This window comes from Shimia sp. (assembly GCF_039969785.1).
Classification (GTDB): Bacteria; Pseudomonadota; Alphaproteobacteria; order Rhodobacterales; family Rhodobacteraceae; genus Shimia.
Genome location: NZ_JBDVNC010000018.1, coordinates 62,975 through 75,748 on the forward strand (window position 1 = coordinate 62,975; position 12,774 = coordinate 75,748).

The 12,774-nt window shown below is 55.7% G+C and carries 12 protein-coding genes; 6 read left to right on the plus strand and 6 right to left on the minus strand.

Annotation, left to right across the window (positions count from 1 at the left end; genetic code table 11):
- Positions 1 to 57: 57 nt before the first annotated feature.
- Positions 58 to 705 (minus strand): GNAT family N-acetyltransferase, encoded by a 648-nt coding sequence (locus ABJI08_RS09730; protein ID WP_348401638.1) that lies wholly within the window; start codon positions 703 to 705, stop codon positions 58 to 60.
- 14 nt (positions 706 to 719) lie between these two features.
- Between ABJI08_RS09730 and ABJI08_RS09735 the strand changes: the two genes are divergently transcribed.
- The 6 genes from ABJI08_RS09735 (at position 720) to ABJI08_RS09760 (ending at position 7,650) form a co-directional block, all read left to right on the plus strand.
- Complete coding sequence (locus ABJI08_RS09735) at positions 720 to 2,078, plus strand: 1-acyl-sn-glycerol-3-phosphate acyltransferase (protein WP_348401639.1); 1,359 nt, start codon at positions 720 to 722, stop codon at positions 2,076 to 2,078.
- Between the two features lie 154 nt (positions 2,079 to 2,232).
- The gene (ccrA, locus tag ABJI08_RS09740) at positions 2,233 to 3,519 is read left to right on the plus strand and encodes a crotonyl-CoA carboxylase/reductase (RefSeq protein WP_348401640.1); all 1,287 of its coding nucleotides are present in this window, start codon (positions 2,233 to 2,235) and stop codon (positions 3,517 to 3,519) included.
- A gap of 387 nt (positions 3,520 to 3,906) precedes the next feature.
- A complete protein-coding gene (locus ABJI08_RS09745) occupies positions 3,907 to 4,620 on the plus strand; it encodes a LuxR family transcriptional regulator (protein WP_348401641.1) in 714 nt (237 codons plus the stop codon).
- Between the two features lie 88 nt (positions 4,621 to 4,708).
- A complete protein-coding gene (locus ABJI08_RS09750; RefSeq protein WP_348401642.1) occupies positions 4,709 to 5,347 on the plus strand; it encodes an acyl-homoserine-lactone synthase in 639 nt (212 codons plus the stop codon).
- Positions 5,348 to 5,398: 51 nt separating this feature from the next.
- A complete protein-coding gene (locus tag ABJI08_RS09755; RefSeq protein WP_348401643.1) occupies positions 5,399 to 6,925 on the plus strand; it encodes an AAA family ATPase in 1,527 nt (508 codons plus the stop codon).
- The gene (locus ABJI08_RS09760; RefSeq protein ID WP_348401644.1) at positions 6,922 to 7,650 is read left to right on the plus strand and encodes an SDR family oxidoreductase; all 729 of its coding nucleotides are present in this window, start codon (positions 6,922 to 6,924) and stop codon (positions 7,648 to 7,650) included. Before ABJI08_RS09755 ends, ABJI08_RS09760 begins: the two co-directional genes overlap by 4 nt.
- Here the strand turns inward: ABJI08_RS09760 and ABJI08_RS09765 are convergent.
- The 5 genes from ABJI08_RS09765 to ABJI08_RS09785 all read right to left on the minus strand — a co-directional run bounded on the left by ABJI08_RS09765 (position 7,647) and on the right by ABJI08_RS09785 (position 12,765).
- Positions 7,647 to 8,852 (minus strand): anaerobic sulfatase maturase, encoded by a 1,206-nt coding sequence (locus tag ABJI08_RS09765; protein WP_348401645.1) that lies wholly within the window; start codon positions 8,850 to 8,852, stop codon positions 7,647 to 7,649. The two genes, ABJI08_RS09760 and ABJI08_RS09765, sit on opposite strands and share 4 nt — an antisense overlap.
- Before the next feature lie 77 nt (positions 8,853 to 8,929).
- Positions 8,930 to 9,691 carry a TIGR02186 family protein gene (locus ABJI08_RS09770; protein ID WP_348401646.1) on the minus strand — a complete coding sequence of 254 codons (762 nt, stop codon included), beginning with the start codon at positions 9,689 to 9,691 and terminating at the stop codon, positions 8,930 to 8,932.
- Position 9,692: 1 nt separating this feature from the next.
- Complete coding sequence (locus ABJI08_RS09775; protein ID WP_348401647.1) at positions 9,693 to 10,610, minus strand: sulfite exporter TauE/SafE family protein; 918 nt, start codon at positions 10,608 to 10,610, stop codon at positions 9,693 to 9,695.
- 95 nt (positions 10,611 to 10,705) lie between these two features.
- Positions 10,706 to 11,671 (minus strand): ABC transporter permease, encoded by a 966-nt coding sequence (locus ABJI08_RS09780; RefSeq protein ID WP_348401648.1) that lies wholly within the window; start codon positions 11,669 to 11,671, stop codon positions 10,706 to 10,708.
- Entirely contained in the window at positions 11,671 to 12,765 is a 1,095-nt protein-coding gene (locus tag ABJI08_RS09785; protein WP_348401649.1) for an ABC transporter permease, read from the minus strand. Before ABJI08_RS09785 ends, ABJI08_RS09780 begins: the two co-directional genes overlap by 1 nt.
- Positions 12,766 to 12,774: the final 9 nt, after the last annotated feature.

A 12,774-nucleotide genomic window follows, 5' to 3' on the forward strand; every position in this document is an offset into this window, starting at 1 on the left:
GTCACAGCGTAGATATGCGAAATATCATGTGCTTGTCAATTCGCTGCGTTGCGGCAATTACGTTGTGACGTCACATACCATCTTTGTTGCGCTGTTAAACCCGAAGATATGCCGCAGGGGGCCAAGGTGATCTGTGCCAGTGGCCACAAAACCCTGACGTTCATAAAGTGCGCGCGCGCGAGGGTTGCTATCGATCACATCCAGACGGACATTGGACAGGCCCTGATGGATGGCCTGTTGTTTGATGGCAGCAATCAGAGCGGTACCAGCACCCATTCCGCGCGCGTGCGGTGCCACAAAGAGTCCGTCCATGAGCAAGGTATCCGTCACAGTGTCGCGTTCCAACAGCGACAGAGCCGTCCCGCGCCACAGCGCGCCGGGCCAGCCATAGACGGCTGCCATCTCTTTGAGGCCGCCTTCGATCAACGCGCCCGAGGTGGTCTTGAACCCGGCCAGCCCCATCAGATCACCCGCGTTGTTTCGCGCGGACAGGGCAAAGGCGGGGTTGAGGGCAGAGGTGAAAAAGGCAAGCGCTTTAGGCGGCGGCGCCATCACCCGGCCAAGCTTGCCTGAAAATGCTTCCCAATAAAGATTGGCCACTGTTGTGCGCTCGGTCTGAAGAAAGCCGCGGGTGATTGAGATCGCACACATGTGGAAGATTGCCTGTTGTTTGTGCGATTTGATATTTACCTTGGCGCGCTGCATTGCAAGAGTTTGGTATGGGTTCGACCGTCGAATTACCGCTTTGGCTTTTTATCCTGATCCTGCTGTTTGCGGCGGTAACAGCAGCGAGCCATTTGCTTTTCCCGTCGGTGCGCTGGTTTTTTCGCCGTCGCATGGAAAAGGCTGTGTCGCAGCTGAATACCAAGCTGGAGCGCCCGATCGAGCCGTTCAAGCTGGCGCGGCGTTATGACATGATCCAACGGTTGATTTATCAGCCCGACGTCGCGCAGGCGGTGGCAGACAGGGCGGCAGAACTGGGTATTCCCGAAAACGTGGCCTTTGAAGAGGCCAAACGCTATGCGCGGGAAATTGTGCCGTCGTTTTCCGCGTCGGCCTATTTCGGGTTTGCTATTCGGGCGGCGCGATTGCTGAGCACATCCTTGTATCGCGTGCGATTGGCACATTTTGACGAGAAAGGCATCCGCGACATTTCCAGGGACGCGACGGTGGTGTTTGTGATGAACCACCGCAGCAACATGGACTATGTGCTGGTGACTTATCTGGCGGCGGAACGGTCGGCGCTGGCCTATGCGGTGGGAGAATGGGCGCGCGTCTGGCCGTTAAGTCGGTTGATAAAGGCGATGGGGGCCTATTTCATCAGGCGCAAGTCGCGTAACGCGCTGTACCGCAAGGTTCTTGCTGCGTATGTGCGGCTGGCAACGCAGGGCGGAGTGACCCAAGCGATGTTTCCCGAAGGGCGGCTGAGTCTGGATGGTGCGCCGCAAGATCCAAAGCGCGGGTTGATCAAATATATCACCGACGGTGTGGATCCTGATGTGCGTGATGTGGTGTTTGTACCGGTCGCGCTGAACTATGACCGTGTGTTGGAAGACCGCATTTTGCTGGAGGCCAAAGCGCGGGGCGGCAAGGGGTTTCCTGCCCGGATCAGCGTGATTGGCGGGTTCTTTCTGAAACAGTTGTGGTTGCGTGTGCGCGGCAAATACCACCGTTTTGGATATGCGGCGGTGAGCTTTGGGCATCCGCTGTCGTTGAAGACATTTGTTGAGACCAACACAAATGACGTTGCCGAACAGCTGGCCGCAGAGTTAATGCGGCGTATTAACGGGGTGGTGCCGGTTCTGCCAGTGCCGCTTGTTGCGGCCATTCTTGAAGACGCAGACGCGCCCATGTCTCGCGGGACGATCGAAGCCGCATTTGCCGCCAGAGTGGACAGCTTGAACGCTGCGCATATTCATTTGCCGCGTGATGACCAGAGCTATGCGGTTGAAGTTGGCCTGCGCATGCTGACCCAGCGGCGTATGATTGTGAAATCCGAAGGCCGGTACAGTGTCAATCCGGATCAGACAGACGCGTTAAGCTTTTACGCAAATTCAATTCGTCACCTGCTGACTTGATTATGCAGGTGCGGCAGAAATTTCTGCGGTTGCTGGGTCATAAAATTACAAAATGAACGCGATTGAGGTTGCAATATTACGTAAGGGTCGATATTTCACGGCTAGACGCTGCGATTCTGCATCGCGGCAAACAGGACGTTAACAGGAGGCAAACATGGCTCTGGATACCGAAAGCGCAATTGCAGCATACGAGGCTCCGGAAAAGGACCTTTATGAAGTTGGGGAAATGCCCCCGCTGGGTTTCGTACCCAAGAAAATGTATTCGTGGGCGATCCGTCGTGATCGTCACGGCGAACCCGATCAGTCGTTTAAGATTGAAGTGGTCGACACATGGCAAGTGGACAGCCACGAAGTGCTGGTTCTGGTAATGGCCGCTGGCGTGAACTATAACGGCGTCTGGGCCGGTCTTGGCCAGCCAATCTCGCCGTTTGATGTGCATGGTCAGGAATACCACATTGCCGGGTCGGATGCGGCTGGCATTGTCTGGGCCGTTGGCGACAAGGTCAAAACCTGGAAAGTGGGCGACGAAGTTGTCATTCACTGTAATCAGGATGATGGCGACGACGAGGAATGTAACGGCGGCGATCCGATGTTCTCTCCGACGCAGCGCATTTGGGGCTATGAAACCGGCGACGGGTCGTTTTCGCAGTTCACCCGCGTTCAGGCGCAGCAGTTGATGCCACGTCCCAAGCATCTGACCTGGGAAGAGTCGGCCTGTTACACACTGACGCTGGCAACCGCGTATCGCATGTTGTTTGGACATCACCCACACGAGCTTAAGCCCGGTCAGAACGTTCTGGTCTGGGGCGCGTCGGGCGGATTGGGATCGTATGCGATCCAGCTGGCCAACACGGCGGGCGCAAACGCAATCGGTGTGATTTCGGACGAAAGCAAGCGCCAGTTTGTGATGGATCAGGGCGCCAAGGGCGTGATCAACCGCAAGGATTTTGATTGTTGGGGGCAACTGCCCACTGTGAACAGCCCTGAATATAATGCGTGGCTGAAAGAGGCGCGCAAATTCGGCAAGGCGATCTGGGAAATCACTGGCAAAGGCGTGAGCGTCGATATGGTGTTTGAACACCCCGGCGAGGCGACCTTTCCTGTGTCGACTCTGGTGGTTAAAAAGGGCGGCATCGTTGTGATCTGCGCTGGCACCTCGGGGTTCAACACGACATTTGACGTGCGCTATATGTGGATGCATCAAAAGCGTCTTCAGGGATCGCATTTTGCCAACCTGAAGCAAGCCGCATCGGCCAATCGTTTGATGGTCGAGCGCCGTCTGGATCCGTGTATGTCGGAAGTGTTCGCATGGGACGAGATCCCGGCCGCACACATGAAGATGCTGCGCAACGAGCACAAGCCGGGCAATATGGCGGTGCTGGTGCAGGCGCCCAAGACCGGCTTGCGTACGGTTGAGGATGTCCTTGAGGCTGGCAAGTAAGACTGCCCGCTAAATATACGGCATTTGATCTAAAACGAATCGCCCCCGAATCGCGTTGCCGGTTCGGGGGCGATTGTCGTTTCAGAGCGGTCATTATTGGTTTCAACACGTTGTGCGCGGCGCCCTCGCTATTTTTGGGGAGAAGAAATCAGTGAATATCTTAACAAAGGTCACTCGTGCTATGCTTGTATTAACCATTCATTAACCACTGATAACGAGAGTCAAATATGAAAAACGACTGGATACTCGACGTTCTCTCAGACCTTCGGACCTTTGCTCAGGCAAACGGAATGGACGTCTTGGCGGATCAGCTGGACGATACTCGTCTGGTGGCAGCAACAGAGATCGTGTCGATGGCTGAAAAGGTGGGGACGGCGCGACATGGGGATGACGCAACGACGGGAAATCATACTGGAGGAGTTAGAACGCGCGCAAGAGCTTGATGCGCTTCAATCAACAATTGAAGAGTTGCAGCAGCATTTTGGCGTCGACCATATGGTGTATCACTGGGTCAATTCCAACGGCGATCAATATGGCTGCGGTACTTATGACGACCTTTGGGTCAATCGCTATCTTGAACGCGATTATATTCGCGTAGACCCGGTTATTATCGGGTGTTATCAAAGATTTCACCCGGTGGACTGGAAGCGACTAGACTGGTCAAGCAAAGCTGCCCGAGCCTTTCAACGCGATGCGATTGATCACGGAATTGGCAATCAGGGATTTTCGATCCCGATCCGCGGGCCAAATGGCCAGTTTGCCCTGTTTACCGCCAGTCACCATTGTGACGATGATACATGGGCGGTCTTTACCGACACCAACCGGCGTGACCTTATTTTAATTGCACATGAGTTTAACCAGAAGGCATTGGAGTTCGAGCCAAGCCGCCAGCCCGAGCGATCCCGGGCGTTATCTCCGCGCGAAGTGGACGCGATCACATTCATCGCGATGGGCTATTCACGCGCACAAGTGGCAGAGACTTTGTCGATCTCGGAACATACGCTGCGGGTCTATATCGAAAGCGCACGGTTCAAACTGGGCGCGATGAACACAACCCATGCGGTGGCACAGGCGATGAGTCGCGGCTTGATTGTGGTTTGAAATGGTTAACGGCGCGTCTGGCGCATTAAATCGGCATTAATGGTTAATCGCTAGCTCTGTTCCCGCTCGAAAAGGGAAGGGATGCAGAATGCTCCGCTATATTTATGCCGATGAAATTGACAAGTTTCCAAAGCTGAAACGCAGTATGTTTCTGGACCGGGCCGATCAGTTCAAGACCCGGCTGGAATGGGATGTGACCGTAGACGACAAGGGCGAAGAACGCGATGAATATGACGCGCTGAACCCGCTTTACGTGATCTGGGAAAAACCTGACGGAACACACGGTGGGTCAATGCGGCTGTTGCCGACCACAGGGCCTTGCATGGTGAACGACCATTTTCTTCATCTGACAGACGGGGTACGGATAGAAAGTCCGCTGATCTGGGAATGCACGCGGTTTTGTCTGGCACGCGATACCGAACCACGCACAGCGGCGGCGTTGATGCTGGCGGGCGGCGAGGTCATGACCGGGTTTGGGGTTGAGCATTATGTTGGTGTATTTGACGCCAGAATGGTGCGCATTTACCGGCTGATTGGCTCGTCGCCCGAAGTGCTGGGCACACAAGGAACAGGACGCGATCAGATCAGCGTTGGATTGTGGAGCTTTACCGATGAGGCGCGCAAGAAGGTGGCTGAACGGGCCGGTCTGGATCCGGATTTGTCGCGTGCCTGGTTTGAGGCCGCCTTTGGCAGTGACCGTCAGGTTGGGTTCGCACAATCGGCCTGACCCCGGCGTTCTGCGCTGGCACCTGCGGGGCGGCAGTTGTAGGGTCGCGTCATGGAGACCAGCGCACTTACTCTTAGCCATGATCAGGCGGATGCCTTTGACACGATCGCAGAGATGCTGCGCGAAGCGGGCGTTGATCTGAACGAAGGTTTGCTAACCCCGCCAACCGAAGGAAAAACGGCTCTGGCCGCGGTTCTCGGCAAAGCGGGGTCGGGCAAAACCCTGTTGCTGGCTGAGTTGGTCAAGGCGTTGGACGAAGCCGGTGTCGACATCGTGTCCGGCGATTATGAGGGTCGCAAACGTAAAGATCGACGCACCCTGGCCATTCTGGCGCCCACAAACAAGGCGGCCAGCGTTTTGCGAATGCGCGGCGTGCCTGCGACCACCATTCACCGGATTATCTATACCCCGGTCTATGATCCGGAATACGAACGCATCGCGGATTGGCTGGCGGGTAACGGTGAACGGCCCGAGGTTGAAGGACTGACCGACGAGGCGCTGGACCGGGCCGCGGAGTTCTACAAATTACACAAGTCGATCCCGGGGGCTTTGGCGGCTGCGGGGTTACGCGGGTCGGATTTCATCACCGGTTGGAAGCGACGCGATGAACCGCTGGACATTGGGTTTGTTGATGAAGGCTCAATGCTGGATGATAAGCAGTTCGAAGATCTGCAGGAAATCTTTCAGACTTTGGTGTTGTTTGGCGATCCGGCACAGCTGGCCCCAGTGAACCAGTCCGGTGCGATGGTGTTTGACCGGTTGCCCAAGGCGTCAAAACACGAATTACAACGCATTCACCGGCAAGAGGCCGACAATCCCATTCTTGATCTGGCACATGCGCTGGGTGATCCCGAGATTGGGTTTCAGGATTTTGAGCGGCTGGTCGAGGAAACCGCACGCAAGGATGACCGGGTGGTGTGGGCGCAACGGGTCGAGGTGGATCTGATGGCGCGCAGTCCGGTTTTGGTGTGGCGCAACGCGACCCGTATCCGGCTGATCAACGCATTCCGCCGTGTGCATGATGCCCCCGAAGATCAATTGCTGGAGGGTGAACCGCTGATCTGCGACGGGTTGGAATTACCGCTCAAGCATCGCAAAAAACGGCTGGATCTTGAGGCTCGCGGGCTAATCAAAGGCGCGCAGGTGATCTATCTGGGCCCGGGGCGCAAGACCGGATTTTCGCGGTTGCATGTGATGGGGGCCGAAGACCCGCGTGTGTCGGCGGCGTCGATTGTCAAAATCGAAATACCGGACGAAGAAGAACCGTTTATTCCATTTGCCGCGCGCATGGGGGCCACGTTTTTGCACGGCGCGGCCGTCACCATTCATAAGGCACAGGGCAGCCAGTGGGAAAACGTGCAAGTGTTTGCGCCCGACCTGTTTGTCGCCGCCCGCATGGGGCGGGTCGAGGCGGGGCAACCGTTGTGGAAGCGGTTGGCCTATGTGGCGATCACGCGCGCGTCAGAACGTTTACACTGGGTGGTGCGCAACCGGTTGGCCAAACCAACAGGCCCGCTGAGAGTGGATGATTTGCAGGTCGCGCCTGTGCCATTGAAGCTGGAGGAAGAGACATTATGAAAAGCATTCTGATCACCGGAGCCAGCCAGGGAATTGGCCGCAAGACCGCAGAAATGTTTCTGGAGGCAGGCTGGCGCGTGGGGTTGGTTGCACGCAATGGCGAAAAGCTGGAGGCCATTGCATCACATTATGACACGGCGGTGGCGCTGCCCGCAGATGTGACAGATCCTAACATGATGGAGGCTGTTTTTGACGCCTTTGTGGATCAGGCCGGGCGGTTGGACGCGTTGTTTAACAATGCCGGAATGTTTGGAACGGCTGGCACGATTGATACGCTCGAGGTTGATGATTTTGACCGGGTGATGAACGTGAACGTGCGCGGCATGTTTATCGCGGCGCGTCTGGCGTTTCGTCATATGCGTCAGCAAAATCCGCAGGGCGGGCGGATTATCAACAACGGGTCATTGTCGGCCTATGTGCCGCGCGAAGGGTCGATTTGTTATACCACCAGCAAACACGCGATCACCGGTATGACGCGCACCTTGTCTCTGGACGGGCGTCCGTTTGACATTTCCTGTGGCCAGATCGACATTGGCAATGCGGCCACGGATTTGGTGGCCTCTTTGAACTCTGCGCTGGTTGAGGCGGGCAAGCCTGCCATCGACACAATGGCGGTTGAGGATGCGGCTCGGTCCGTGCTGCATATGGCTGAAATGCCTGCATCCGCAAACGTGCAGTTCATGACAGTGATGGCGACAAAAATGCCTTATATCGGGCGCGGTTAGCGCGCGGCGTTTGCTGCGGGCAAACCACGCGAGACAAGCGAAGCCATTTTTTGCAAACGCTCGCCAGCGTGGCGCATAAACATCGTGTAGCTTTCGCAGAAATAATTGTGCCCGTCTTCGCCGCTTTTGGATTTGGCAAAGCGATGTTTGGGACACCCGCCATTACAGGCAAACCGGAACGAACAGGATTGGCATTGCCCGGTCAGGCTGTTTTTTTTGTCGAGACCAAATTCAATCTGATCCTGCCGCCAAAGCATGTCGCGCAGCGGCGTTTCAGTGATATTGCCCAGTCGGTACTCCGGGTAAACGTAATGATCGCAGGCATATAAGCTGCCGTCATGTTCCAGCGCCAACCCATTGCCACAGGTTTCAGCAAAGATGCACAAGGTTGACGGGGCGCCCATCCATAAGCCCAGTTGCACATCGAAATACTGTACATAGACTTTGCCGATATCGTTTTTGAACCACGCGTCGAACACGTCACACAGGAATTTTCCATAGGCGCGCGGTGCGACGGACCAGTTGGTGACGTTGTTGCCCGGATCCATGTCGACCTGCGGGGCGCTGGCCAGCCCGTCGCCGGCGCTGCGTTCTGCGATCGGGATGAATTGCAAAAACTCAAACCCGGCGCCCTTGAGAAAACGATAAACCTCTTTGGCCTTACCGCTGTTGGCGCGGTGCACTGTGGTCATGGCGTTGTAGTCGACGTTGTGACGTTGCAAGACATCCAACCCGGCCATGACCGCGTCAAATGTGGGTCGCCCGGCGCGATCAACCCGGTAACGGTCATGGATTTTCTTGGGGCCGTCGACGGACAGCCCAACCAGAAACGCGTTGTCGTGCAGGAACGCACCCCAGTCGTCATTCAGCAGCATGCCATTGGTTTGAATTGCGTTGCTGACCTTGGTGTTTTCCGGGGCGTATTTCTTTTGCAGCGCGATAATCTTTCGGAAATAGTCGACCCCCAGCATCGTCGGTTCGCCGCCTTGCCATGCAAAGCTGACCTCGGGCAAGCCCGCTTCAAGCGATGTTTCGACGGTTTGGCGAATGTAAGCGTCCAACACGTCGTCGGACATGCGGAATTTCTTTTCCGACGGGAAAAGCTTTTCCTTTTCGAGATAGTAACAATAGGCGCAGTCGATATTGCAGCGCGGACCAATCGGCTTGGTCATGATGTGAAACGGGCGTGGCTGTTTGGTCATAAGACACTCTTGGCGCTGGCAATAGCGCATGACACCCGATTTCGACGCACGTGGCAATCAGGAATGAACGCCGTTGCTTAGCCCTGACGCAACAGACGGAAGGCTGCGGATGCGCCCCAACCGGCAACGATGGCGATCGCCAGAGACATCAGGCCATAGATCAATGGTTTTTGGCGTGACAGATCATAGAGCCAGCGTTCAAGGCCAACTTTGTCAACATCAATGATCGTTTCGAACTGAGACACAACTTTGCCGCCTCGGGTCAAAAAGATGCGTGCAGGGTAATCGCCTTCGGCAAGGTTGGCAGGCATCTTTATCGAAGTTCTGAACAAGGTTTGTTGGTCGACCTGAACGGCATTTTCCAACAACTGATACAGGCCCTGATTCTTGCGAATGCGAATAATGGCTTCTGAAAAACTTTGAGCATCGTCGATGTTCATCGGTGCGCCGACCGAACGGATGGCGCGGGGTATGGAAACTCTGTGGCGCTGATCTTCGACGCTGCTGAGCGCCTGTTCAAAAGGGGCGGACGTTGCGACGGCGTAAAAGGTGGGTGCGGAGTCTACTTCGACAGTATCGGTGTTGATCCAGATGCCAAATTTACGTTCCTTGCGGCGCACAGTCACGGGATGTGATGGGCCGGAAACGGTGATCACAACCTCAAGCGGCGCATCGGTGGGAATGGGGGATTCGCGTTTGACAGCACCGAAGACCAGAATTTCGGATCCGTCAAAAGTGGCCGTGATGGCGACCTTGTCCTGGCTGAGGCCAAGCACCACTTCTTCGGCGCGAAGCGGCATTGCGACAAGGGCGATGAGCAGACAGAGCAGGCGCAGCATATTAGTGCCCCCCCGCCGTACCGATTGAATAGAGTTCTGAAGGTTCCAGAAGCAAATCCAGACCCAGTTTTGCACAAACCAGCATGACCATCAGAGCCAGAAGAATGCGTAGCTGTTCCGCCTTAAGATAGGTGCCGATCCGGGTGCCGATTTGTGCGCCGATGACACCGCCCAAAAGCAGCAGAACAGCCAGCGCGATGTCGACAGTAAAGTTCGTTGTGGCGTGCAACAGCGTTGTAAAACCGGTGACAAAAATGATCTGGAACAGCGAAGTTCCAACCACAACTTTGGTCGGCATGCCCAGCAGATAGATCATCGCAGGCACCATGATAAATCCGCCGCCAACACCCATGATCGCTGCCAGAATACCAACCGCGATGCCAACAACAATGGGCGGGATTACGGAAATATAGAGGCCGGACACCCGGAACCGCATTTTAAAGGGAAGCCCGTGAATCCAATTGTGTTTCTTACGTTTGACGGGACCTGGATTTTTGCGTGACTTGCGGATCGCATTCAGGCTCTCGACGAACATAAGGCTGCCGATAATGCCCAGGAAGACCACGTAGCAAAGCCGCACCAGCAGGTCGACCTGTCCCTGAGCCTTTAGATAGTTGAAGACAACCACACCAAAAGCGGCGCCAATCAAACCCCCGACAAGGAGCACGCCCCCCATCTTGAGGTCCACCGTCTTGCGTTTGAAATGTGCGAGAACGCCAGAAAAAGACGAAGCGACAATCTGGTTTGCTTCGGTGGCTACCGCAACGGCTGGGGGAATGCCGATGAAAAACAACAGCGGCGTCATCAGAAAGCCACCGCCAACACCAAACATTCCGGACAATATCCCGACCATCCCTCCGAGACCCAGCAATAGAAATGCGTTTACGGAAACTTCGGCAATGGGGAGGTATATCTGCATGTCGTTTCATAAGTTTGCATGTGCAGAAAATCAAGCTGCCAGCGAACACAAATGCTGGCAGGCCTGAAACCTTTCCGTGAACTGGACTTATTCCATCAGCGTTCTTTGACGTAAGGTTCTCCGCCTGCGCGCGGTGGAATGGCGCGTCCGACAAATCCGGCAAGGATCACAACCGTCAAAATATAGGGCAAAACGTCCATAACCTGGACTGGAATGACGAAATTGCCGATTTCGATATTTTGATAGCGCAGCGCCACGGCTTGAAGTAGGCCAAACAAAAGCGTCGTCGAAAGCGCATACCACGGGCGCCATTTCGCAAAGATCAATGCCGCGAGTGCGATGAAGCCACGCCCGGCGGTCATGTCTTTGACAAATCCGGCCTGCAGCGCGGTTGCCAGGTATGCGCCAGCGATTCCGCAAAGAACGCCACAGATCATTACGGCAGCGTATCGTAGTCCAACAACTGAAACGCCTGCTGTATCCACAGCGGCGGGGTTTTCGCCAACCGCGCGCAGACGCAGGCCAAAACGGGTGCGATACAAAATCCACCATGTGGCCGGAACACAGGCGAAGGCGAGGTAGACCAGAATTGAATGGCCCGAGATAAGTTCGGCATAAATCGGCCCGAAGATTGGAACGCCAGACAGGGAGTCGGCCAGCGGCAATTCGATGGGATTAAAGCGTGCGTCACCCTCTAGTGATGGGGTGCGGCCGCCTTGCTTGAACCAGTCCTGTGCGACCAGAACGGTCATACCGGCCGCCAGAAAGTTGATCGCGACGCCCGAAATCAGCTGATTGCCCCGGAAAGTGATTGATGCCAGACCGTGGATCACAGACAGGATCATAGAGCTGGCAATGCCTGCAAGTAGCCCCATCCAGACCGAGCCGGTGGCGTAGGCTATGGCGGCAGAAAAGAAAGCGGCGGCCAGCATTTTGCCTTCTAGCCCGATGTCAAAGATACCCGCGCGTTCAGAGAATAGCCCGGCGAGGCAGGCCAGAAGCAAAGGCGTGGCCAGACGAATGGTTGAATCCAGCACTTGGATGATTGTCAGGAAATCCATCAAGCATTCCTCCGGCGCAGTGCAAGGAAGAGTTTTTCAAGCGGCATGCGTACCATGTTATCGAGCGCGCCGGTAAACAGGATCACGAGGGCCTGAATCACCACGATCAATTCTCGTGGGATACTGGTCCAGAGCGCGAGTTCTGCGCCTCCCTGATAAAGGAAGCCAAACAGGATGGCAGCGAGGAAAACGCCAAACGGATGGCTGCGCCCCATCAGAGCCACAGCAATGCCAATAAAGCCCGCACCTTCGGTTGAGTTCAGGATCAGGCGTTCGCTTTCGCCCATTGTGGTGTTGACCGACATCATGCCCGCCAAGGCGCCCGAGATCAGCATGGCAATCACAGTGATGCGCACGGGACTGATGCCTGCGTATTTGGCGGCGGATTCAGAAAAGCCAAATGACCGGATTTCATAGCCCAGACGGGTGCGCCAGATCAGGAACCAGACCAGAATGCAGGCAATCACCGCAAGAAAGAATGTGACATTGGCCGGTGCGCCGCGAAACAGGATGTTTTCAGAGGTTGAAAACATGTCGCGGAAGGTGGGCAGATGGGTGGCTTCGGGGAACTTGGCGGTGGCCGGGTCCATGGCGCCAACCGGGCGCAGGATGTTCACAAGCACATAGTTCAGCAGACCGGCTGCGATAAAGTTGAACATGATCGTGGTAATCACGATATGGCTGCCGCGTTTGGCCTGAAGAATGGCCGGGATATAGGCCCAGGCCGCGCCAAATAATGCACCTCCAACCGAGGCGCCAAGGATCGCCAGAGACCAGTGTGGCCAAGGGACATAGAGACAGACCAGCGCAACGCCAAGGCCACCTATCATGGCCTGACCTTCGCCGCCGATGTTGAACATACGGGCGTGAAACGCGATGGCGACGGCCAGCCCGGTGAACATAAAGTTGGTGGCGTAATAGAGCGTATACCCCCACCCGGCAGAGCGCATCAACGCGCCCTCAACCATCAGCTTAAACGCGGCAATCGGGTTTTCCCCGATGGCGAGAATAACCAAAGCTGACAGAAATGCGGCCAGTAACAAGCTACATAGCGGAACAAGGACGGCGTCAGCCCATTTTGGCATCTTTTCCATTATGAACGC

Bases quoted from the DNA above. Each gene is read 5' to 3' on its own strand.
- ABJI08_RS09730 (WP_348401638.1), bottom strand. From the start codon at position 705: ATGCAGCGCGCCAAGGTAAATATCAAATCGCACAAACAACAGGCAATC.
- ABJI08_RS09735 (WP_348401639.1), top strand. From the start codon at position 720: ATGGGTTCGACCGTCGAATTACCGCTTTGGCTTTTTATCCTGATCCTG.
- ccrA (WP_348401640.1), top strand. From the start codon at position 2,233: ATGGCTCTGGATACCGAAAGCGCAATTGCAGCATACGAGGCTCCGGAA.
- ABJI08_RS09745 (WP_348401641.1), top strand. From the start codon at position 3,907: ATGACGCAACGACGGGAAATCATACTGGAGGAGTTAGAACGCGCGCAA.
- ABJI08_RS09750 (WP_348401642.1), top strand. From the start codon at position 4,709: ATGCTCCGCTATATTTATGCCGATGAAATTGACAAGTTTCCAAAGCTG.
- ABJI08_RS09755 (WP_348401643.1), top strand. From the start codon at position 5,399: ATGGAGACCAGCGCACTTACTCTTAGCCATGATCAGGCGGATGCCTTT.
- ABJI08_RS09760 (WP_348401644.1), top strand. From the start codon at position 6,922: ATGAAAAGCATTCTGATCACCGGAGCCAGCCAGGGAATTGGCCGCAAG.
- ABJI08_RS09765 (WP_348401645.1), bottom strand. From the start codon at position 8,852: ATGACCAAACAGCCACGCCCGTTTCACATCATGACCAAGCCGATTGGT.
- ABJI08_RS09770 (WP_348401646.1), bottom strand. From the start codon at position 9,691: ATGCTGCGCCTGCTCTGTCTGCTCATCGCCCTTGTCGCAATGCCGCTT.
- ABJI08_RS09775 (WP_348401647.1), bottom strand. From the start codon at position 10,610: ATGCAGATATACCTCCCCATTGCCGAAGTTTCCGTAAACGCATTTCTA.
- ABJI08_RS09780 (WP_348401648.1), bottom strand. From the start codon at position 11,671: ATGGATTTCCTGACAATCATCCAAGTGCTGGATTCAACCATTCGTCTG.
- ABJI08_RS09785 (WP_348401649.1), bottom strand. From the start codon at position 12,765: ATGGAAAAGATGCCAAAATGGGCTGACGCCGTCCTTGTTCCGCTATGT.